The 21,209-nt window shown below is 69.9% G+C and carries 17 protein-coding genes; 8 read left to right on the top strand and 9 right to left on the bottom strand.

Annotated features, from left to right (window positions below):
- Positions 1-70: 70 nt before the first annotated feature.
- Entirely contained in the window at positions 71-1,000 is a 930-nt protein-coding gene (locus tag KUM49_RS24775; RefSeq protein WP_217239129.1) for a trans-aconitate 2-methyltransferase, read from the bottom strand.
- Between the two features lie 162 nt (positions 1,001-1,162).
- Between KUM49_RS24775 and KUM49_RS24770 the strand changes: the two genes are divergently transcribed.
- The gene (locus tag KUM49_RS24770) at positions 1,163-1,933 is read left to right on the top strand and encodes a phytanoyl-CoA dioxygenase family protein (RefSeq protein WP_217239128.1); all 771 of its coding nucleotides are present in this window, start codon (positions 1,163-1,165) and stop codon (positions 1,931-1,933) included.
- A 75-nt stretch (positions 1,934-2,008) separates the two neighbouring features.
- Here KUM49_RS24770 and KUM49_RS24765 read toward each other — a convergent pair whose 3' ends face one another.
- Both KUM49_RS24765 and KUM49_RS24760 read right to left on the bottom strand, forming a co-directional pair.
- Positions 2,009-3,718 (bottom strand): glycoside hydrolase family 6 protein, encoded by a 1,710-nt coding sequence (locus tag KUM49_RS24765; RefSeq protein WP_217239127.1) that lies wholly within the window; start codon positions 3,716-3,718, stop codon positions 2,009-2,011.
- 62 nt (positions 3,719-3,780) lie between these two features.
- Positions 3,781-5,262, bottom strand: a complete 1,482-nt coding sequence (locus KUM49_RS24760) for a cellulase family glycosylhydrolase (protein ID WP_217239126.1) — start codon at positions 5,260-5,262, stop codon at positions 3,781-3,783.
- Between the two features lie 251 nt (positions 5,263-5,513).
- Between KUM49_RS24760 and KUM49_RS24755 the strand changes: the two genes are divergently transcribed.
- Both KUM49_RS24755 and KUM49_RS24750 read left to right on the top strand, forming a co-directional pair.
- Positions 5,514-8,432, top strand: a complete 2,919-nt coding sequence (locus tag KUM49_RS24755; protein ID WP_217239125.1) for a glycoside hydrolase family 48 protein — start codon at positions 5,514-5,516, stop codon at positions 8,430-8,432.
- A 276-nt stretch (positions 8,433-8,708) separates the two neighbouring features.
- Positions 8,709-11,369, top strand: coding sequence for a cellulose binding domain-containing protein (locus KUM49_RS24750; RefSeq protein WP_217239124.1), 2,661 nt, complete (start codon positions 8,709-8,711; stop codon positions 11,367-11,369).
- Between the two features lie 174 nt (positions 11,370-11,543).
- On the opposite strand, the gene KUM49_RS24745 is transcribed toward KUM49_RS24750, so the two are convergent.
- Both KUM49_RS24745 and KUM49_RS24740 read right to left on the bottom strand, forming a co-directional pair.
- Complete coding sequence (locus KUM49_RS24745; RefSeq protein ID WP_217239123.1) at positions 11,544-13,385, bottom strand: rhamnogalacturonan lyase; 1,842 nt, start codon at positions 13,383-13,385, stop codon at positions 11,544-11,546.
- A 128-nt stretch (positions 13,386-13,513) separates the two neighbouring features.
- Positions 13,514-14,470, bottom strand: a complete 957-nt coding sequence (locus tag KUM49_RS24740) for a YafY family protein (protein ID WP_217239122.1) — start codon at positions 14,468-14,470, stop codon at positions 13,514-13,516.
- A 39-nt stretch (positions 14,471-14,509) separates the two neighbouring features.
- Here KUM49_RS24740 and KUM49_RS24735 point away from each other — a divergent pair, with 39 nt between their 5' ends.
- Entirely contained in the window at positions 14,510-14,986 is a 477-nt protein-coding gene (locus KUM49_RS24735; protein ID WP_217239121.1) for a hypothetical protein, read from the top strand.
- Positions 14,986-15,462 carry a hypothetical protein gene (locus KUM49_RS24730; protein ID WP_217239120.1) on the top strand — a complete coding sequence of 159 codons (477 nt, stop codon included), beginning with the start codon at positions 14,986-14,988 and terminating at the stop codon, positions 15,460-15,462. The genes KUM49_RS24735 and KUM49_RS24730 overlap by 1 nt, the downstream gene beginning before the upstream one ends.
- On the opposite strand, the gene KUM49_RS24725 is transcribed toward KUM49_RS24730, so the two are convergent.
- From KUM49_RS24725 to KUM49_RS24715, 3 genes are all read right to left on the bottom strand, one after another.
- The gene (locus KUM49_RS24725) at positions 15,431-16,174 is read right to left on the bottom strand and encodes a class I SAM-dependent methyltransferase (protein ID WP_217239119.1); all 744 of its coding nucleotides are present in this window, start codon (positions 16,172-16,174) and stop codon (positions 15,431-15,433) included. The two genes, KUM49_RS24730 and KUM49_RS24725, sit on opposite strands and share 32 nt — an antisense overlap.
- A gap of 5 nt (positions 16,175-16,179) precedes the next feature.
- A complete protein-coding gene (locus tag KUM49_RS24720) occupies positions 16,180-16,485 on the bottom strand; it encodes a 4a-hydroxytetrahydrobiopterin dehydratase (RefSeq protein WP_217239118.1) in 306 nt (101 codons plus the stop codon).
- Between the two features lie 88 nt (positions 16,486-16,573).
- On the bottom strand, positions 16,574-17,662 hold the full coding sequence (locus KUM49_RS24715; RefSeq protein ID WP_217239117.1) for an ADP-ribosylglycohydrolase family protein: 1,089 nt from the start codon (positions 17,660-17,662) through the stop codon (positions 16,574-16,576).
- 144 nt (positions 17,663-17,806) lie between these two features.
- On the opposite strand from KUM49_RS24715, the gene KUM49_RS24710 reads away from it, so the two are divergent.
- Positions 17,807-18,640, top strand: a complete 834-nt coding sequence (locus KUM49_RS24710) for a helix-turn-helix domain-containing protein (protein WP_217239116.1) — start codon at positions 17,807-17,809, stop codon at positions 18,638-18,640.
- Here KUM49_RS24710 and KUM49_RS24705 read toward each other — a convergent pair.
- On the bottom strand, positions 18,622-19,047 hold the full coding sequence (locus KUM49_RS24705; RefSeq protein WP_217239115.1) for a hypothetical protein: 426 nt from the start codon (positions 19,045-19,047) through the stop codon (positions 18,622-18,624). The genes KUM49_RS24710 and KUM49_RS24705 overlap by 19 nt on opposite strands.
- A gap of 374 nt (positions 19,048-19,421) precedes the next feature.
- On the opposite strand from KUM49_RS24705, the gene KUM49_RS24700 reads away from it, so the two are divergent.
- Together KUM49_RS24700 and KUM49_RS24695 are read left to right on the top strand one after the other, a co-directional pair.
- On the top strand, positions 19,422-20,285 hold the full coding sequence (locus KUM49_RS24700; protein WP_217239114.1) for a helix-turn-helix transcriptional regulator: 864 nt from the start codon (positions 19,422-19,424) through the stop codon (positions 20,283-20,285).
- An 87-nt stretch (positions 20,286-20,372) separates the two neighbouring features.
- A complete protein-coding gene (locus KUM49_RS24695; RefSeq protein WP_217239113.1) occupies positions 20,373-21,188 on the top strand; it encodes an SAM-dependent methyltransferase in 816 nt (271 codons plus the stop codon).
- The last annotated feature ends 21 nt before the right edge of the window (positions 21,189-21,209 follow it).

The following is a 21,209-nucleotide window of genomic DNA, read 5'->3' as shown; positions in this document are numbered from 1 at the left end:
GGATGCGGCGCGCACGCGGGCGACGGCAGACGGGCGACCGGCGACCGGCGACTGAACCCGGTATACCTATTCAGCCAGGACGCACAGCCGTGTACACCGTATGCGCGGCCAGCAAGAAGACGTCCGGCCGCAGGTGCACGCTCGCCCGGTCCTCAGGATCCAGGAGCCGGTCGAGGGTGGCACGGTCGGTGGCGTCGAGGCGGTCGCCGAAGCCGTCGCGAAGGCGATGGAGTGAGGCGGCGACGTAAGCGCGGGCCCGGTCCGTGGTCGGGGCGGGCAGGTCGAGCAGGAAGCTGCGGGTGCCGGTCGGCCGGAGGCCGGCCGCGGTCATCAGCACCGGCCAGTCCTCGGTCTCGGCGACAGTGCCGGGCAGGTCCGCGCGCATCCTCGCGAACCACTCCTCCTCGAGCGCGTCGAGGCGTGCCTGCAGTCCGGGCCGTCCGATGCCGATGTCGCGGGGCAGGAACCGGGCGGGCAGGCCGCCCTCCAGAAGGGCGAGCGTGCCGCCGGGTGCGAGCCGGGCCGCGAAGGCGGTGAGGGCGGCACGCTGGTCGCCGAGGTGGTGCAGACTGCGGCTGGCCCAGAGCAGGTCGGCGGGATACTCCACGTCGTCGAGAACACCGGGGAGTTCACCGGCGAGGGTGTCGAAACGGTCGGCGACGCCGAGGCGTCCGGCGCGAGCGCGGGCCCGTTCCAGCAGCGGTTCGGTGCCGTCGACGGCGACGACCCGGGCGCCGGGGAAGGCGTCGGCGAGCAGGCAGGAGACGACGCCGGGTCCGCTGCCGGCGTCGACGATCAGTCCGGGCTCGGTCTGCTTGTGACCGAGCCACGCCAGGGCCCGCTCGTACAGGGGAGTGAACAGCTCCGCCTGGCTCTCCAGCCGCGGGGCCATCTCGTTCCAGTCGATGTCCGTGTCGCCGTGACCATGACGGTGGTCATGACTGACGTCGTGCTTGTGCTCGTGGCCGTCGTCGGCATCGTGCTCGTGGTGGTGCGCCATGGGAGTCAGCCTCTCGTCCGGATGCGGCCAGAGTGCGCCGACGCACCGCCGGGAGGCCACCGCTGTTGCCGCGACGGCAAAAGGAGGGCGTCCCGTGGGCCGACGCCGGGCGGCGGCGAAAATGGGGTGCGCCGTGGGAGACCGGGCGCCCAGGATGATCGTATGGACGACGAGCTGGTGGAGCGTTTCCTCGCGGACGGCTTGGTGAAAATCGAGAGCGCCTTCCCGCCGCGGGTCGCCGAGGACTGCGTCCGGCTGCTGTGGCAGGAGACGGGGTACGACGCCGAGGACCCGGCGACCTGGAAGGCCCCGGTGCACTGGGTGGCCGGCCTGACGCAGGGGCCGTTCGCGGCGGCTGCCAACTCCCCTGCCCTGCATGAGGCGTTCGACCTGCTGGTCGGTGAGGGGCGCTGGGAGCCGCGTTATTCGCTGGGCAGCTTTCCGCTCCGTTTCCCGCACGAGGAGGAGCCCAACGACGCGGGCTGGCACATCGAGGGCAGCTATCTCCCCGAGGGCGCCGCGGCGTATCACACGAACCTGCGCTCGCGGGATCGCGCTCTGCTGATGCTGTTCCTGTTCACCGAGGTCACCGAGGCGGACGCGCCGACCCGTGTCCGGGTGGGCTCGCACCTCGACGTTCCGAGGGTGCTGGAGCCTTACGGCGATCAGGGCGCCTCGTTCATGGAGCTCGGCCCGAAGGTGGCGGCGGCCTCCGCGCATCGGCCGGTCGCGTATGCCACCGGCCGCCCCGGCGACGTGTACGTCTGTCATCCGTTCCTGGTGCATGCCGCGCAGCCGCATCACGGCACGCGGCCCCGTTTCATGGCGCAGCCGCCGCTGTATCCCGCCGTGCCCTACGAGTTGGAGCGTGAGGACGGCGACTACTCGGCGGTGGAGTTCGCGATCCGCCGGGGTCTGGCCCGGGAGGGCTGACCCCGGCGGATCACGTCAGAGAACCTTCAGTGAACTGCCCGGTGTTTCACGGGGCTTGAGGCATCCTTCGGTGGGTCAGAGCGCCGGGTAGGCGTTCTTCATGAGCTCCTGGAACTGTGCCGAGAACCAGTGCCCCGACAGCGGGGAGTTCGGCAGAGCACCGGACAGGTTGTTGCCGTTGCGCGGGTTGCCCTTGTAGGCCGGGTCGCACATCTGGTCGAAGCCCTTGCCCTCGTCGTTCTCGATGAACTGGCTCGAACCGTCGGACTCGCCCGGAGGCTTCATCCACACGTACGCGTCGATCCCGGCGGCCGGGCTGGCCTGCGGGCGCTCACCGAGGCCGGCTCCGGCCTGGTTGCACCAGTTGCCGATGTGGATACGGCGGTCGTAGCGGCCGCCGTCGACGTAGGTGTCCACGGTGGTCGTGGCGCCCGGTGCGGCGGGCCGTGCGGTGCCGCCCCAGCCGTTGCGGGAGGTGTCGATCAGCATGCCGATGCCGGAGTTGAAGCCGGTGGTGACGAGCTGGTTGCGGAACGCCTGGGCGAAGGACAGTTCGTCGACGTACCGGTTCCAGTCGACCCACTTCGACTCGCGGACCGACTTGCCGGCCACGTTGTCGTTGATGGTGAAGTTGTTCTCCTTCAGGGCGCTGTAGTTGGCCGTGTTGGTGATGAAGCCGTGGACGTCGTTGACGGTGGCGCCCTCCGTGGTCGCCGCCTCCTTGAACAGGGCGGCGCTGGGGGCGAAGTTGTCGTCCCAGCCGATCCAGCCGTGGTGGCCGGCGTCGATGTAGTTGTAGACGTTGGGTGCGTCACCGAGCTTGTTCAGGGCGTAGCCGACGCCCTTCTGGTAGTTGCCGTTGGCCTTCATCACGTCGCACTGCGGCGTGGCCGTGGGGCGGCTGCCGGTGTTGGTGACGAGGTTGGGCAGGGAGTCGATCTCGATGGTGTTGACGATCCGCAGCGCGGCGTACTTGGGGTCGGCGAGGATCGCGGCGATCGGGTCGATGTACTGCGTCTTGTACTTGTCGATCTCCGTCGGGCCGAGTTCGCCGTTGGAGGCGAGGGCGGCGCAGTCGCGGCCGGGCAGGTTGTAGATGACGAGCTGGACGACGAGTTCGCCGGTGCCCTTCTGCGTCAGCGCCGTGTCGAGGTGGTCGCGCAGACCCATGCCGCCGTTGACGCCGTTGATCGCGGCGATGCGGTCCAGCCAGACGCCGGTGGGCTGGTTGGAGATGCGGCTGCCGCCCGGCTCGGCGGCGGCCTTCGCGGACCACTCCGGGTTCACGTAGACCTTGGCGCCGGAGTACGGGTTGTCGACCTTGGGGCCGGTGGGGTCCGGCGGATCGGTGGGCCCGCCGCCGCCGTTGTCGACGTTGCAGGTCACGCCGTCGAGGGTGAAGGTGGCGGGGAGGGCGTTGGTGCCGCTGTAGGTGCCCTGGAAGCCGAAGCTGGCCGAACCGCCGGTGGCGAGCGTGCCGTTGTAGGACTCGTTGGCGGCGGTGACGGCGGTGCCGCTCTGGCTGATCTTGGCATTCCAGCCGCTGGTGACCTTCTGGTTTCCGGCGTACGACCACTTCACCGCCCAACTGGACTTGGCGGCCCCGTTGTTGGTGACGGTGACGGCGGCGGTGAAGCCGGTGTCCCACTGGTTCTGCACCTTGTAGTCGACGGTGCAGGGGATGGCGGCGGCGCCGACGTCCCCGGGAACGACGGCGAAGGCCGTCCCGGAGGCCCCGGCGACCAGCGCCAGGGCAGCGAGCATCGCGGTTCTGGTACGACTCATGAGTGCGGGTTCCTTCTCGGTTGCGGGTGACTCGGTTGCGGGTGACTCGGTTGCGGGAGTTGTCAGCCGTTCAGGGCGCGCAGATGGTCGCGCAGCCCGATTCCGAACGCCGTGGGTGTGCCGTCGTAACTGGAGATCAGGGCGGGACCGGTGTTGCAGTTCCAGGTGTTCCAGGTCCAGCCCAGGTACGACAGGCCGCGGTCGTCGAACCACTTCATGACCTGGTCGATGAAGCCGTGCGAGCAGGTGTTCTCGCCGATCTCCCCGGCCACGAGCGGCACTTGGGCTGCGACCGGGGCGAGCGTGGAGTTCCAGCAGCTCTCGTTGGAGCAGGTGTTGAAGTTGTACACGTGCCAGGCGGCGGCGAGATTGCCGGCCGGGTCGGTGGGCTTGTACGTGAGCCATTGGCTCAGGTCGTTCGAGTACGCGAGCCCGCCGGCCAGGATCAGGTTCTTGGCGCCGGTCTCGCGGATGCTGTCCACGAGATCCTGCATACCGGCGACCTCGTATCCGATGCCGGGGCAGGTGCCGCCGTCCCGCCAGCACTGCCACGCCTGGGTGGTCGTGGAGGTGGCGCGGTCCGGGTAGGGCTCGTTGAACAGGTCGAAGACGACGGTCGGGTCGTCCTTGAAGGTGTTCGCCACCGAGGACCAGAAGTCCGGTGTGTACTGCATGCCGGGCATCGGCTTCTGGCAGCTGGCGTGCACGTCCGCGCAGCCTGCGGAGTTGCCGGTGTACTGGCCGTGGGTCCAGTGCAGTTCGAGCATCGGCGTCATGCCGTGCGCCCTCACCTTCGCCACCAGGTCCTTGACGGCGTTGATGTAGTGGACGCCGGCGTACTCGGGTCGGATGTTTGAAAGGCCCAGCCAGCACTCCTCGTTGAGGGGGATGCGGACGGTGTTGGCGTTCCAGTCGGCGATCGCCTTGACGGAGGCGTCGTCGACCGGGCCGTCGAAGATGCCGCGGCCCTGGACGCACATGAACTCGCCACCGGACCGGTTGACGCCGAGCATGCGGCGGGTGTCGCCCTCGGCGTCCACGAGCTTGTTTCCGAGAACGCGCAGTACGGGTGCCGTGCCGTCACCGGGATCCGGGGGGTTTGTCGGATCCGGCGTGGGCGACGGTTCGGTGTCGACGTTGCAGGTGGTGCCGTTCAGCTGGAACGACGTCGGTACGGCGTTGCTCCCCGACGAGGAGGCGAGGAACCCGGCGCTGATGCTGGCGCCGGTGCCGAGCGAGCCGTTGTAGCTCTCGTTGGCGGCGGTGACGGTCGTACCGGACTGGGACCACTTGGCGTTCCAGCCCTGGTTGACCTTCTGGCCGCTGGTGAGGTCGAACGTCAGCTTCCAACTGCTCACGGATGCTGCGTTGTTGGTGATCTTGACGGCGCCCTGGAAGCCGGAGTCCCACCGGCTGGTGACGGAGTACTCCACCGTGCAGGCGGGTGCGGCGCCGGTCGCCGTGACCGCCGTGACAGTCATGGACCCGACAAGTGCGATCGCTCCGGCGATGGCTAAAACTACTGAACGCGGGGGGTGCCGCATGAGCGACTCCTTGCAGTTCGGGCGCGTCGTGACAGACGCGTCGACTGATGGAACCGCTCCCACTGGTGTCAACGAAGCTAGCGCCAAGTGACGGCAAAGAACAGAGGAGTAACTGACTTTCCCTCAACGTCTCTTGTCGAATCTTTTCGACTCTTCAAGCACCTTGACCCCTCCCACCCCCGTCCCCACTATGGGAGCGCTCCCACTGGTTCAAGCCTTGACAGTTCCGACCCGCGAGGAGGAACCAGCACATGGCCCCCAGAACAGGACGCCGGACCGCCCGGCGTCTGTGGACCGCCGTCGTGGCGGCCTTGGCACTTCCGTTCACCATGCTGAGTACGGGTTCAACACCCGCGCAGGCGGCGCCACTTCAGTGCAGCGTCGACTACAAGACGAACGACTGGGGTTCCGGTTTCACCGCGGACCTTACGATCACCAACCGCGGCACGGACCCCATCGCCGGCTGGACCCTGACCTACAGCTACGCGGGCAACCAGAAGCTCAGCGGCACCGGCTGGAACGGCTCCTGGTCCCAGTCGGGCCAGGCGATCACGGTGAAGAACGCGTCGTACAACGGCACGATCGCCGTGGGCGCCGCCGTCTCCACCGGAGCGCAGTTCACCTACAGCGGCACGAACGCGAATCCGGCCGACTTCGCGGTGAACGGCACGAGTTGTACGGGTGCACACCAGCCGCCGATCACCGTGCTGACCAGCCCGGCAGCGGGTGCGGTCTACACGCGGGGGGACGCGGTCCCGCTCGCCGCGACCGCAGCGGCCGCGGACGGCGCGACGATCAGCAAGGTGGAGTTCTACGACGACACCACGCTGCTGGGCACGGACACGACGGCGCCGTACTCGCTCTCGGTCTCAAGTTTGACCGTGGGCAGTCATTCGCTCCTCGCGAAGGGGTACGACAGTCTGGGCGCGTCCGCGGAGTCCACGCCGGTCGGCATCACCGTCGCGTCGGGTCCCGCGGTGGTGGCCTCGACCAACCAGCTGGCCGTCCAGCAGGGCAAGACGGGCACGTTCGACGTGAAGCTGTCGACCCAGCCGTCCGCCAACGTGACGGTCACGACCGCCCGCACCGGCGGCAACACGGGTCTGTCGGTGACCGGCGGGGCGTCGCTCGCCTTCACCCCGTCGAACTGGAACACCGCGCAGAAGGTGACCATCACGGCCGACGCCTCCGGCACCGGTGCGGCGACCTTCGAGTCGACCGCCGCCGGACACGGGAAGTCCACGGTGACGGTCACGCAGATCGCGGCGTCGAAGGAGTACGACGCCCGCTTCCTGGAGCTGTACGGCAAGATCACCAACCCGGCCAGCGGCTACTTCTCCCCCGAGGGCATCCCCTACCACTCGGTCGAGACGCTGATCGTCGAGGCTCCGGACCACGGGCACGAGACGACGTCGGAGGCCTACAGCTACCTGCTGTGGCTGCAGGCCATGTACGGCAAGGTCACCGGCGACTGGACGAAGTTCAACGGCGCCTGGGACATCATGGAGAAGTTCATGATCCCCACCCACGCCGACCAGCCGACGAACTCCTTCTACAACGCCTCGAAGCCGGCGACCTACGCACCCGAGCTGGACACACCCAACGAGTACCCGGCGAAGCTCGACGCGTCGGCCTCGGTCGGTTCGGATCCCATCGCCGGTGAACTGAAGACTGCATACGGTACGGACGATGTCTACGGTATGCACTGGCTGCAGGACGTCGACAACGTCTACGGCTACGGCAACTCGCCGGGCAAGTGCGAGGCGGGCCCGACGGACACCGGGCCGTCGTACATCAACACCTTCCAGCGCGGTGCGCAGGAGTCGGTGTGGGAGACGGTGCCGCAGCCGACGTGCGACGCCTTCAAGTACGGCGGGAAGAACGGCTACCTGGACCTGTTCACGGGGGACGCGTCGTACGCCAAGCAGTGGAAGTTCACCAACGCCCCGGACGCCGACGCGCGGGCCGTGCAGGCCGCGTACTGGGCGGACATCTGGGCGAAGGAGCAGGGCAAGGGCAGTGACGTCTCCGCGACCGTCGGCAAGGCCGCGAAGATGGGCGACTACCTGCGCTACTCCATGTACGACAAGTACTTCAAGAAGATCGGCAACTGCGTCGGGCCGTCGACCTGTGCGGCCGGCACCGGCAAGGACGCCTCGATGTACCTGATGTCCTGGTACTACGCGTGGGGCGGTGCCACCGACACCTCGGCCGGCTGGGCCTGGCGCATCGGCTCCAGCCACGCTCACGGCGGCTACCAGAACCCGTTGGCCGCGTACGCGCTGAGCAGCTACGCCGACCTGAAGCCCAAGTCGGCGACGGGGCAGGCGGACTGGGCCAAGTCGCTCGACCGGCAGCTGGAGTTCTACCGCTGGCTGCAGTCGGACGAGGGGGCCATCGCGGGCGGTGCGACCAACAGCTGGGCGGGCCGCTACGCGACGCCGCCGGCCGGGAAGTCGACGTTCTACGGCATGTACTACGACCAGCAGCCCGTCTACCACGACCCGCCGTCCAACCAGTGGTTCGGTTTCCAGGCGTGGTCGATGGAGCGGGTCGCCGAGTACTACCAGCAGACGGGTGACGCGGACGCCAAGGTCGTCCTCGACAAGTGGGTCGACTGGGCGCTGTCCAAGACCACGGTCAACCCGGACGGCACCTATCTGATCCCCTCGACGCTCCAGTGGTCGGGCCAGCCCGACACCTGGAACGCCACCAACCCCGGCGCCAACAACGGCCTCCACGTCACCGTCGCCGACTACACCAACGACGTCGGTGTGGCCGCCGCGTACGCCAAGACCCTGACTTACTACGCGGACCGCTCCGGTGACACCCAGGCCGCGGCCACGGCCAAGGCGCTCCTCGACGGCATGTGGGACAACTACCAGGACGACCTCGGCATCGCCGTCCCGGAGACCCGCGCCGACTACAACCGCTTCGACGACGGCGTGTACGTCCCGAGCGGCTGGACCGGCACCATGCCGAACGGCGACGCGATCAACTCGTCGTCGACCTTCGACTCCATCCGCTCCTTCTACGAGGACGACCCGGCCTGGTCGAAGATCGAGGCCTACCTGGCGGGCGGAGCCGCGCCCTCCTTCACGTACCACCGGTTCTGGGCCCAGGCGGACATCGCCCTGGCCATGGGCTCGTACGCGGAGCTTCTCGAATAGCCCCCGCCGAGCGCTCCGCGGGAAGGGCTGTGTTCTTCGGCTGCCGGCCGTGTGTGGCTGGTCGTGCAGTCACCCGCGCCCCTGAGGGGGCCCGGTAGCTCACAGCGCTTCCCCGGAACCGCTTGAAAGCTCCGCGTGCGCGGTCTCGTCACCTGACGACGGGGCCACCTGGCCGGGCGGCCCCCACCCGCACTGGGGGCCGCCCGGCCCCTCGCACGCTCTCCTTCTGAACGGCCCTCCCCCCGCAAGGCCCTCCCGAAAGGAAGGTCCCCCACCGTGCGAAGAACCCGCATCCTCACGGCCGTACTGGCACTCGCGGCCGGCCTGCTCGCGGGCACCCCGCCCGCACTCGCCGCCGACCCCGTGAAGCCGGCGATCGCCGCCGACACGTACACCTGGAAGAACGCGCGGATCGACGGCGGCGGTTTCGTCCCCGGCATCGTCTTCAACCGCACCGAGAAGAACCTGGCGTACGCCCGTACCGACATCGGCGGTGCCTACCGCTGGCAGGAGTCGACGAAGACCTGGACGCCCCTGCTGGACTCGGTCGGCTGGGACGACTGGGGGCACACCGGCGTGGCCGCTCTGGCCTCGGACTCCGTGGACCCGGACAAGGTGTACGCGGCTGTCGGCACGTACACGAACGGCTGGGATCCGGGGAACGGGGCCGTGCTCAGGTCCTCCGACCGGGGCGCCAGCTGGCAGAAGACCGACCTGCCCTTCAAGCTGGGCGGCAACATGCCCGGCCGGGGCATGGGCGAGCGGCTGGCGATCGACCCGAACAAGAACAGCGTGCTGTACCTCGGCGCGCCGAGCGGCAAGGGCCTGTGGCGGTCGACGGACTCCGGCGTCACCTGGTCGCAGGTGACCGGCTTCCCCAACGTCGGCAACTACGCCCAGGACCCGAGCGACACCAGCGGGTACGCCAGCGACAACCAGGGCATCGTGTGGGTCACCTTCGACGAGTCGACGGGCACCTCCCAGAACGCGACGAAGACGATCTACGTCGGGGTCGCCGACAAGGACAACGCGGTGTACCGCTCGACGGACGCGGGCGCGACCTGGACGCGGCTGGCCGGGCAGCCGACGGGATACCTCGCGCACAAGGGCGTACTGGATACGGCGAACGGTTTTCTGTATCTCGCATACAGCGACAAGGGCGGGCCGTACGACGGCGGCAAGGGCCAGTTGTGGCGGTACGCGACCGCGACCGGCACCTGGACGAACATCAGCCCGGTCGCCGAGGCCGACACCTACTACGGCTTCAGCGGGCTGACGGTGGACCGGCTAGAGCCCGGCACCGTCATGGCCACCGCATACAGCTCCTGGTGGCCGGACACCCAGATCTTCCGTTCCACGGACAGCGGCGGGACCTGGACGAAGGCGTGGGACTACACCTCGTATCCCACCCGCTCGAACCGCTACACGATGGACGTGTCGTCCTCACCGTGGCTGACCTGGGGTGCGAACCCCTCGCCGCCCGAGCAGGCCCCGAAACTCGGCTGGATGACCGAGGCACTGGAGATCGACCCGTTCGACTCGGACCGGATGATGTACGGGACCGGCGCGACGGTCTACGGCACGGAGAACCTCACCAACTGGGACAGCGGAAGCCAGTTCACCATCAAGCCGATGGTGCGGGGACTGGAGGAGACGGCGGTCAACGACCTCGCGTCGCCTCCCTCCGGCGCCCCGCTGCTGAGCGCCCTCGGTGACATCGGCGGCTTCCGGCACACGGACCTGACGAAGGTCCCGTCGATGATGTTCACCTCGCCGAACTTCACCTCGACGACCAGCCTGGACTTCGCCGAGACCACCCCGAACACGGTGGTCCGGGTCGGCAACCTCGACTCGGGGCCGCACATCGCGTTCTCGACGGACAACGGCGCCAACTGGTTCGCGGGCACCGACCCTTCGGGCGTCAGCGGCGGCGGCACGGTCGCGGCGGCGGCCGACGGCAGCCGGTTCGTGTGGAGCCCGGCCGGCACCGGCGTCCAGTACGCGACGGGTTTCGGCTCGTCCTGGGCGGCGTCGAGCGGCATCCCCGCCGACGCGGTCGTCGAGTCGGACCGGGTGGACCCGAAGGTCTTCTACGGCTTCAAGTCCGGCAAGTTCTACGTCAGTTCGGACGGCGGCGCGACCTTCACCACGTCCTCGGCGACCGGACTGCCGAGCGGTGACAGCGTGCGCTTCAAGGCGCTGCCCGGCACGAAGGGCGACGTGTGGCTGGCGGGCGGTGCGAGCGACGGCGCGTACGGGCTGTGGCACTCCACGGACGGCGGCGCGACCTTCACCAAGCTCTCCGGCGTCGAGCAGGCCGACACCATCGGCTTCGGCAAGGCGGCGACGGGGGCGTCGTACCAGACGCTCTACACCAGCGCGAAGATCGCCGGAGTGCGTGGCATCTTCCGCTCCACCGACAAGGGCGCGACCTGGACCCGCATCAACGACGACGCCCACGAGTGGGGCTGGACGGGCGCGGCGATCACCGGCGACCCGCGGGTGTACGGCCGCGTGTACGTGGCGACGAACGGCCGCGGGGTGATCTACGGCGACAGCTCCGACGCCGGAGGCGGCGGAACCGACCCGGGACCGGGCCCCGGCCCGACCCCGACCGGTGCCTGTGCGGTGACGTACAAGGTCACCAACCAGTGGTCGGGCGGCTTCCAGGCGGACGTACAACTGTCGAACACCGGCGCAACCGCTTGGAGCGGCTGGTCACTTGGCTGGACCTTCGCGGACGGGCAGAAGGTGACCCAGGCGTGGAACGCCGAGGCGTCACAGTCCGGCACGTCGGTGACAGCCAGGAACGTCGGCTGGAACACCAACGTGGCGGCGGGCTCGTCGGTGAGCTTCGGGTTCACGGGGAGCTGGTCGGGGACGAACACCAAACCGGCGGTGTTCAAGGTCGGTGACCAGAGCTGCACGGTGAGCTGACGACCTCGGAGGGCGCCTGCCGGCCGCGGCACGCGCCCTCCGTGGGATCGCCGGGCGTACGGCTGTACGGAGGCAGCGCTGCGGTGGCTCGGTGACGCCTTGGGCCTCGACTGGTCGGAGAGGACCCGGGCGCCTCGGAGCCACCACAGCGACGAGGGCTGGGACGGTCCGGGACTAGGGCGTGTAGACCGTCGGCCGCGGTGCCGTCGCCATCCCGTTGCCGATGAAGAAGCTCGGGTGCGGCGGCTGGTTGTATGCAGTATTTTGCCAGGCCAGTGCCGTGCGGTACATCGTGTCGTGCAGCAGGGTCGTGATCTTGGTGCTGGTCTCGGTCGGGGTCGAGTAGATCCGCAGTGCCGTGTTGTTCGACGTCGGCCAGACGACCTCCTCGCGCCAGTCTCCGAGGATGTCACCGGACAGGGACGGCGTGGCCTTGGTGCCGTTGTTGGAGTGGACACCCGCGCCGGTCAGCAGGCGGGTGTCGCCGGAGGTGCCGTACTTGTCGATGCGGGTGCCGTCGAGGAGTTCGCGGACCGGGTCGCCGTCCCACCAGCTCACGAAGTTGATGCTGGAGGGCTCGCGGCCGAGGGAGGCTCCGGTCGCGGAGCGCAGGGTGGTGTCGGAGGCGGACCAGGCTTCCGCGCCCGCGCTGCCGGCGTAGACGTCGGCGGCGACTCCGCGGCCGTTGTCGGCGCCGGAGGCCGTCTGCCACAGGAGGGCGCCGGTGCGTGCGTCGGCCAGCCACGAGCCGGGCTGGCTGGTGCTCTCGGAGACCTTGAAGTACTCCAGGCCCGCCCGCGAGGGGTTGAGGTCCCCGACGTGGCCGGCGTCGCCGTGGCCCGTTCGGGTCGTCCACAGCCCGGAGCCGTTGTCGTCCACGGTCATGGCGCCGTACACGATCTCGTCCTTGCCGTCGCCGTCGACGTCGGCGATGGACAGGCTGTGGTTGCCCTGGCCGTCGAAACCCTTGCCGGCGTTGGTGGAGGAGGAGGTGTCGAAGGTCCAGCGGCGGGTGAAGGTGCCGTTGCGCCAGTCCCAGGCGGCGATCACCGAGCGGGTGTAGTAGCCGCGCGCCATGATGAGCGAGGGGCGGGAGCCGTCCAGGTACGCCGTTCCCGCGAGGAAACGGTCCACTCGGTTGCCGTACGAGTCGCCCCACGAGGACACGGTGCCGCGGGCCGGGACGTAGTCGACGCTCTGCATGGCCTTGCCGGTCTGGCCGTTGAACATGGTCAGGAACTCGGGGCCGGACAGCACGTAGCCGCCGGAGTTGCGGTGGTCGGCCGACGAGCTGCCGATGACCGCGCCGGTGCCGTCCTTGGTGCCGTCGGCGGTCTTCATGGCGACCTCGGCCTTGCCGTCGCCGTCGTAGTCGTACGCCTGGAACTGCGTGTAGTGCGCGCCGGAGCGGATGTTGCGGCCCAGGTCGATGCGCCACAGCCGGGTGCCGTCGAGCTTGACGCCGTCGACGAAGGTGTTGCCGGTGTAGCCGGACTGGGAGTTGTCCTTGGCGTTGGTGGGCTGCCACTTGAGGACGAAGTCGAGGGCACCGTCGCCGTCGAGGTCGGCGACCGAGGCGTCGTTGGCCTCGTAGGTGTAGGCGACGCCGTCGGGTGTGGTGCCGCCGGCGGGCGGGGTGATGGGCACGTCCTTGTAGCCGGTGCGCAGTTGGACGGCGTGGACGGAGTCGGCCTGCTCCACGCCGCCGACGACGGCGCGGACCGTGTAGTCGGCCTGGGCGGGGGCGCCGGAGTGGAAGTAGTTCGTGGAGCCGGTGACCGGGGTGGAGTTGACCTTCGTGCCGGCCCGGTAGACGTTGAAGGAGACGTCGTTCGAGTCGGTGCCGAGCCAGCGCCAGCTGACCAGGTTGCCGCTGTCGGTGTGCACGCTGACGACTCCGCGGTCGAGCTTCTCGACCTGGCGGGCGGTGGCGGCCTCGGCGGTGTCGGCGCCGAGTGACGTGGTGAGTCCGGCGCCCACGAGGGCCGCGACGGCGGTGGCCGCCGAGAGGAGCACGCGGCGTCTGCGGTGCCGGCGCGGGAGCGGCTGCGGGGACGGGGGTGTCCGGGGGTGTGACCGGGGGTGCGGGTGCGGGTTCTGCACGGGGCGAACCTCCAGAGAGGACGGGCGGGTTCCGTTCCTCTTCAGTCGCCGCCGGGCACACCCGAGTTGCCGTATCTTTCAGCCAACTCGGCGACCGTGCGGGCGATCCTCGCGCGCAGCTCGGGTGGTTCGAGCACCTCCACGCCGGTGCCCAGGCACAGGAACTCGGCGTGGGCGTGGTCGAGGGACTCGATGGGGACGGTGGCCACGGTCCAGCCTTCGTCGTCGGTGTGTCCACCGGCCACTGTCTGCCTGGCGAGTTGTACGCCCGGCGCCAGGCGCACCACCGCCTCGCCCTGCTGGAGCCGGGCGTGGAAGTCGCGCTGGTACGCCGTCCAGTACGCGGCCAGGTCGAAGTGGTCGGGGAGGGTGAACTCCTCGCTGCTGGGGGTGAGTTGGAGGATCTGGTCGACGCGGTAGGTGCGTGGTCCGGGGCCGGCGACGACGTACCAGCGGCCCGCTTTGAGGACCAGTCCGTAGGGTTCGAGGCGGCGCTCCACGTCGGTGGGCACACGCCAGCGACGGTATACGATATCCAGGATACGGTTGTTCCATACCGCGTCGGCGACCGCGGACAGGTACGGCGTCTCGTCCCCGTCCGCGTACCATCCCGGCGCGTCGAGGTGGAAGCGGCCGCTGATCCGGTCCGCGTGGGCGCGCAGTTCCGCCGGCAGGGCGGCGCGCACCTTGAGCTGCGCGGCTGCCAGGACGGACCCGAGACCGAGGTCCGCGGCGGGACCGGGAACCCCGGAGAGAAACAGGGCCTGCGCCTCCCCCGCGGTCATGCCGGTGAGACGTGTGCGGTAGCCGTCGAGGAGTCGGTAGCCGCCGGCGTGGCCCGCGTCGCCGTACAGCGGGACACCGGCGGCACTCAGCGCTTCGACGTCCCGGTAGACCGTGCGGACGGAGACCTCCAGCTCCTCGGCGAGCTGGGCGGCGGTCATCCGGCCGCGGGTCTGGAGCAGCAGCAGGATGGACACCAGTCGGCTCGACTTCACTGCCACAGGATGTCAGTGAACGCGCCCTAGCGTCGCGTCATGGCTTTCACGGAGAAACTGCTGACCGTGCCGCCGCCGATCGAGGTGGCAGGGCGGCGCATCAAGCGCTACCACGTCACCGCGGACCCGGCGGGCATCGCACCCGACGTGGAGAAGGCGGCGTACGAGATCCTGCCGGAGTTGTTGCCGGAGCCGGACGGGACGCCGCCGGCGACGTTCGTGGTGCTGCACCGCGGTGGCGACAACGGCGCCTACCTGAACGCGTACAGCTGGGTGTGGGACAACGTCCTGCACTTCCGGGGCGCCGCTGCGGGCCAGCCCGTCCTCGGCTGCCCGGACGACGACCCCACCCGCTTCGTCACACCGGACCGGCCGTGGATCGGCTGCGTCTGGGAGCTCCCGCCGATCCTGCACGAACGCGACGCCTGGGTACGGCACCTGCTCGCCCCCGACGTCCCTGATCTGGACGCCTACTTGGCCGATTCCCTGCCCGCCGGAACCACAGGAGACCGCTGATGAGCAGCCCGCACGACTTCGACTTCCTGCACGGCGAGTGGGAGGTCCGCCATCGACGCCGCACCGACTTCCTCGATCAGGACAGCGGTTGGGAGGAGTTCGGGGCCGGCAGCCGCTGCTGGAGCCTGTTCGACGGGGCCGCGAACATCGACGAACTGGACGTGCCGGGGCAGGGGTGGAAGGGGCTGACGCTGCGGCTCTTCGACCGGGAGACCCGCCAGTGGTCGCTGAACTGGTCCTCCAGCCGCAGCGGAAAGCTGTTCCCGCCGGTCATCGGCCGCTTCGAGGGCGGGCGCGGCGAGTTCCACGGCGACGACACCCACGAAGGGAAGGACGTGCGGGTGCGGTTCGTGTGGTCGGGGATCTCCGCCACCACGGCCCGCTGGGAACAGGCCTTCTCGGTGGACGACGGGGACACCTGGGTGACCAACTGGTCCATGGACTTCAGCCGGCCTTCCGGAACGCCAGCACCGTGAACACCGGGTCGGGCCGCGGCCGGTCCTGGTCGGGCAGCGCCTCCAGGAGGGTGGCGAACCGGTCGACAAGGGGATGGCCGGGCGGCATCCGCGTGAACCAGCCGCGGCGCAGGTCCGCGACCGTACCGCGCGGGCTGCGGCCCTGACCGAGGCCGGGGAAGCGGCCCTTCCCTGCCGGATCCAGCCCACAGTCGACCGCATACGACACAACGGCTTCCGGCGCGTCCCGGGCCGGCCGGCGCGGGCGCGGCGCGAGCACCGCGTCGATGTCGCTGCCCACATCGTGTGCGGCGGCCTTGTCGACGGTGGTGACGTACACGCCGCCCGGCCGCAGCACGCGGGCGCACTCGGCGACGACGGCCCGGACGTCGCCGGGCCCGTCGAGCAGATGAAGCAGCCACACACTGGTGACGGCGTCGAACGCCCCGTCGGGGAACGGCAGCCGGCGGCCGTCCGCGAGGACGATCGCTCCGGGCAGCCGTTCGTCCGCCCTCCGGGCCATCCCGTACGTCAGGTCCGCACCCGTCACCCGCAGGCCGGGCCGGGCCGCCGCCAGGCGACGGGTCACGATCCCCGTGCCGCAGGCGACGTCGAGGAGGCGGCGGGCGGCGGCGGGGATCAGGCCGAGGACGGCGTCGGCGGCCGCGGCGGCCCTGGGCTCGCCGCCGCGGGTGGCGTCGTAGGCGTCGGATTCCTTGTCATAGTCCAGCACCCGCGTCACTGGGCTCCGTGGCCGGGAGCGAGCGCCTCCACTTTCGCCGCGAGCTCGAAGTCCAGCTCGGTCACGGCCCCGCCCACGCTGTGGGTGTTCACCGTCAGGGAGACGGTGTTGTAGCCGAGGGTGAGATCCGAGTGATGGTCGAGTTCCTCCTGGACCTGGGCGATGTGGACGACCATCGCCGTGGCGGCGAAGTGTGTGCCGAGCCGGTAGGACCGGGCGAGGCGGTCACCGTCGAGCGACCAGCCCGGCAGCTCCGTGAGCCGGTCCTCGATGTCCTTCTGCGACAGCGGTTCGAGGGGCATGACCTGGCTCCTTCGTGGATGTCGGGGGTGTTTCTTCAGCCTGCCACAGCCGGGCCGCCTCAGCCCTGGTCAGGAGGGTTCCCGTTGGTCAGCCGCGGCCGGATTCGGCCGCGAGGTCGTCGGCGAGCGCCGCGATCCGGGTACGGCCCTCGACCTGTTCCACCCAGGCGTGCGGCAGTCCGACGTCGCCGTGCCGGGCGCCGAGGAGGTTGCCGCACACGGAGCCGGTGGAGTCGCTGTCGCCGGAGTGGTTGACGGAAAGGAGCAGGGCCTCCTTCACGTCGGTCGTGGCGAGGGCGCAGTAGACGCCGAGGGCGAGGGCTTCCTCCGCGACCCAGCCCGCGCCGAGGGACTCGACCTTCTCCGCCGTCGGCGCGCCCTGCGCCGACAGGTCGACGGCCCGGCGCAGAGCGGCCGAGGTCTCCTCGTGACCCCGGTGGCGCTCCAGCTCGCGCAGGGCGCGCAGGACCGAGCCTTCGAGAGAGTCCCCGTCGACGACGTGGGCCACGATCGCGGCGAACGCGCCCGCCGCGTAGTAGCCGGTGGGGTGGCCGTGGGTGATCTGGGCGCCGCGGGCGGCCATGGCGAAGGCGGCGTCAGCGCGGTTGACGAGACCGAAGGGGGCCGAGCGCATCACCGCGCCGCAGCCCTTGGAGTCGGGGTTGACCTGACCCGGCTTGCCGTCGAGTTCGAGCCACGGGTCGGGGGCGTACATCTGGGCGACCCCGGACAGACAGGCGTTGCCGGGGGCCCGGCGCGAGTACAGCCAGGCCTCGGTGATCAGACCACCGGCGGGAGCACCGCTCGGGGGTGATGGGACCTGCTCCGGGCCCGGCTTCGTCTGGGTCTCCAGCCACCGCTCGTACGCCTGGCGCAGCAGCAGCGCCCAGCCGCCGCCGATGCCCTTCTCCCGTTCCCGCGCGTGGGCCTGGACGATGGCCTCGACGGTGAACAGGGTCATCTGCGTGTCGTCGCTGATGCGGCCGACCACACCGTGCGCGCCGGGCACGAACCCGGTCACCCCGCGCTCGCCGTGGGACGCGCGGATCCGGTCCAGGGAGGAGAACTCGACGGGGTAGCCGAGGGCGTCGCCGACGGCGCCTCCCAGGAGGCAGCCGCGCACTCTCGCGCGGTAGACCGCGGCGGTCTCCAGTGTCTGCTTCTGCGGCCGGCTCATGCGCCCACTTCCTCCACTCACCACGGGCGACTGTCCATTGTCTGCAGTCGCCCGTCCTTCGGCCACGGTCTCCGCCGACGGTCGCCGCCATCCCGGCTTCGACCGCCCGTCGACCGTGGCCGTTCCTCGGTTACGGTCGTCCGTATGACCATTCTCGCGTCCGGTTCCGCCGCGTCCGCCGGTACCCCCGCCGACAAGGGGGTGGGCCCGCTGTTGCGGGCCTGGCGGGAGCAACGGCGGGTCAGTCAGCTGGAGCTGGCGTTGCGCGCCGACTCCTCGGCCCGGCACATCAGTTTCATCGAGACGGGCCGCTCCCGGCCGAGCGAGGACATGGTGCTGCGGCTGGCCGAGCACCTCGACGTCCCCGTCCGCGAGCGCAACGCGCTGCTGCTGGCGGCCGGTTACGCCCCGCACTACCCGGAAACCCCGCTGGACGACCCGGCACTGGATGCCCTGCGCGAGGGCATGGAACGGCTGATCCAGGGCTACGAGCCGTATCCGGCCCTCGTGGTCGACGCGATGTACAACGTCGTCGCGGCAAACCGGGGCATCCTGATGCTGCTCGACGGCATCCCGGAGTCCCTGCTCGCGCCACCGCTCAACGCCATGCGGCTGACCCTGCATCCACAGGGCCTGGCGCCACGCATCCGCAACCTGCGTGAGTGGCGAGGGCATCTGCTGGCCCAGATGGGCCGGCAGATCGCCCTGCACCGCTCCGAGCCGCTGCGGGCACTGTACGAAGAGGTCGCCGCGTACCCCGTGCCGGAGGCCGAGGGGCGGGACGACCAACCGGCCGAACCCTTCGCCTACTTCGCGCTGCCGATGCAGATCGAGCACGAGGGACGGACCCTGTCGTTCATCTCGTCCATCTCCACCTTCAACACCCCCATGGACGTGACCGTCGCCGAGCTGGCCATCGAGACGCTGCTCCCGGCCGATCCGGCGACGGTCAAGTACCTTCACTCACTGATGTCCTGACGGTGTCTCAGGGCGGTGTACTGCAGCAGCGCGAACCCGGCGACGGTGAGGGCCTGGAGCACGGTCCACACGGTGCCGGCCGTGGTCGGTGACAGCCACAGCCCCAGGGCGACGAGACTCAGCGCCGACCAGGCGAGGTTGGCCTCGATCACGGCCCGGACGGGCAGGGCGGCCGGGTGGGCACGGGTCGCGACGAGGCCGACGGCCACCGCGTACGCGGTGAGGAAGACACCGAGCGCGAGGAGCAGCCCCGAGTCCGTTCCGAGCAGCCGCCCCAGCGGGCCGGACGCTGCCAGGTAGGCGATGCCGTTCGCCCCGGTCACCACGGCGTCCAGGACGAGGAAGCGACGCAGCACGGTGTGCGGGTCGGAGCTACGGGCGAGTGCGGCGAGCTGGGTCGCGGACATGACGATCACCCTCCGTCGAGGTCGAGTTGAGGAGCGGGATCCTGAATGCCGGATGCGCACCGGCTACCGGATCCCGTATACCGAGTACCGAGTACATCCGTCTGGCTACCGGATCCCGGACACCGCATACGCGTTGCATCCCGGATCCCGGATCCCGGATCCCGGGCCGGAGTGCGCCGGCCCGGAACCCGTTGCCACCACCATCCCGTCCACCGGCCCCCCGGTCGATTACCTCAGAGGTAATCCCGCTCGCCCGCCAGGAAACGCATCTCCCCCACCCCGTAGAGGCGTTGTCCCGGGCCCCTGGGACTGATGAGACCGCCATGGACCATGGCACACTGCACGCAAGCTTCGACGCGTAGGGGAGGCGTGGCGTGAGTGAGCGGCGTCCTGCGCCCACCGTGGGTCAGGTGGTGCTCGGCAGACGCCTGCAGGAACTGCGGGAGACGGCCGGCCTCAAACGCGAGGAGGCCGCGCAGATACTGCGGGTGGCCCCCGCGACCGTACGGCGGATGGAAATGGCCGAGGTCGCGCTGAAAATACCGTATGTCCAGGTGCTGTTGGAGACGTACGGTGTCGGCGACGACGAGACGGCCTCCTTCATAGATCTGGCCGAGGAGGCGAACCGGCCGGGCTGGTGGCAGCGGTTCCACGACGTGCTGCCGGACTGGTTCAGCCTGTACGTGAGTCTGGAGGGCTCCGCCCGGATCATCCGCTCCTACGAACCGCACTTCGTGCCGGGTCTGTTGCAGACCGAGGCGTACGCGCGTGCGGTGCTGGAGGCCGGGACGATAGGGCAGACGGGGCCGGAGACGACCGAGCGGCATGTGTCCCTGCGCATGGAGCGGCAGCGGCTGTTGGAGTGCCCGGACCCGCCCCACCTGTGGGTGATCATGGACGAGACGGTACTGCGGCGGCCGGTGAGCATCCACGGCGAGGTCATGCGCGACCAGTTGGACAGGCTCCTGGAGTTCGCCGAGCGCGACCGGGTCACGCTGCAGGTCGCGGAGTTCGAGGACGGCCCGCATCCGGGGACGTACGCGCCGTTCTCGTTGTTCCGCTTCGGCGAGCCGGAGCTGCCGGACCTGGTCTTCACCGAGTACCTGACCGGCGCCCTGTATCTCGACTCCCGCAAGGAGGTCGCGACGCATCTGGAGGTTCTGGACCACATGTCGGCGCGTGCCGCGTCGGCCGAGCGCACCAAGAAGCTGCTCCGGGAGCGCCGCCAGGACTTCTGAGGCCCCGCGCACGGTCCGCCCCATAGGCCCACGCCGGCCCCGCCCCCTTCTCCAGCCCCAGCCCCAGCCCCGAGGAGACGACGCCGTATGACCGGATCCGACGCCACGCCCGTCCGCATCGACACCAGCCGGCCGCATCCGGCCCGGGTGTACGACTGGTGGCTGGGCGGCAAGGACAACTACCCGGTGGACGAGGAGCTTGCCCTGCGTATCCTCGCCGTGGACGGCACGGTGCTGCGTGGGGCTCGGGCCAACCGCCGGTTCATGCAGCGGGCGACCAGAGTGGCCGCCGAGGCCGGATTACGTCAGTTCCTGGACATCGGCACCGGCATTCCCACCGAGCCGAACCTGCATCAGGTGGCGCAGGGTGTCGCGCCGGGGTCGAAGGTCGTGTACGCGGACAACGACCCGATCGTGCTCCGGCACGCGGAGGCCCTGCTGCACGGTTCGGCGGAGGGCTCGACCGAATACATCCACGCGGACGTCCGCGACCCCGACACGATCCTGCGGCTGGCGGCGGAGTCGCTGGACTTCGGGCAGCCCGTCGCCCTGTCGCTGGTGGCCCTGACGCACTACCTCGGTGACGCGGCCGACGGGGACGACGTGCACGGTCTGCTGAAGCGTTACGTCGATTTCCTCGCTCCTGGCAGCTGGCTGATCCTGTCGCAGGTCACTCCTGATCTGAACCCCGAGGCGATCGGGAAGGCCGCCGAGCACTTCCGCCGCAGCGGCACCCCCTTTTACCCCCGCTCGCTCGCCGAGTTCTCGCGCTTCTTCGACGGCCTGGAACTTCTCGGCCCCGGCGTGATCCCGGTCTCCGGGTGGCGGCCGGAGCCGGAGGACGTGGCGGTGCAGGCGGAGGGCATCGTGCCGGTGTACGCGGGGGTCGCCCGTAAGTCCTGACCTGTAAGAACCCGCCCCCCG

Origin of the sequence: Streptomyces sp. AC555_RSS877 (genome assembly GCF_019049245.1) — a bacterium.
Classification (GTDB): domain Bacteria; phylum Actinomycetota; class Actinomycetes; order Streptomycetales; family Streptomycetaceae; genus Streptomyces.
This window is presented reverse-complemented; position numbering and strand designations above follow the sequence as displayed.

Excerpts from the sequence above, each read along its gene's own strand:
- KUM49_RS24775 (WP_217239129.1), bottom strand. The coding sequence starts at position 1,000 with ATGGCGCACCACCACGAGCACGATGCCGACGACGGCCACGAGCACAAG.
- KUM49_RS24770 (WP_217239128.1), top strand. The coding sequence starts at position 1,163 with ATGGACGACGAGCTGGTGGAGCGTTTCCTCGCGGACGGCTTGGTGAAA.
- KUM49_RS24765 (WP_217239127.1), bottom strand. The coding sequence starts at position 3,718 with ATGAGTCGTACCAGAACCGCGATGCTCGCTGCCCTGGCGCTGGTCGCC.
- KUM49_RS24760 (WP_217239126.1), bottom strand. The coding sequence starts at position 5,262 with ATGCGGCACCCCCCGCGTTCAGTAGTTTTAGCCATCGCCGGAGCGATC.
- KUM49_RS24755 (WP_217239125.1), top strand. The coding sequence starts at position 5,514 with ATGGCCCCCAGAACAGGACGCCGGACCGCCCGGCGTCTGTGGACCGCC.
- KUM49_RS24735 (WP_217239121.1), top strand. The coding sequence starts at position 14,510 with ATGGCTTTCACGGAGAAACTGCTGACCGTGCCGCCGCCGATCGAGGTG.
- KUM49_RS24730 (WP_217239120.1), top strand. The coding sequence starts at position 14,986 with ATGAGCAGCCCGCACGACTTCGACTTCCTGCACGGCGAGTGGGAGGTC.
- KUM49_RS24720 (WP_217239118.1), bottom strand. The coding sequence starts at position 16,485 with ATGCCCCTCGAACCGCTGTCGCAGAAGGACATCGAGGACCGGCTCACG.
- KUM49_RS24715 (WP_217239117.1), bottom strand. The coding sequence starts at position 17,662 with ATGAGCCGGCCGCAGAAGCAGACACTGGAGACCGCCGCGGTCTACCGC.
- KUM49_RS24710 (WP_217239116.1), top strand. The coding sequence starts at position 17,807 with ATGACCATTCTCGCGTCCGGTTCCGCCGCGTCCGCCGGTACCCCCGCC.
- KUM49_RS24705 (WP_217239115.1), bottom strand. The coding sequence starts at position 19,047 with ATGTCCGCGACCCAGCTCGCCGCACTCGCCCGTAGCTCCGACCCGCAC.
- KUM49_RS24695 (WP_217239113.1), top strand. The coding sequence starts at position 20,373 with ATGACCGGATCCGACGCCACGCCCGTCCGCATCGACACCAGCCGGCCG.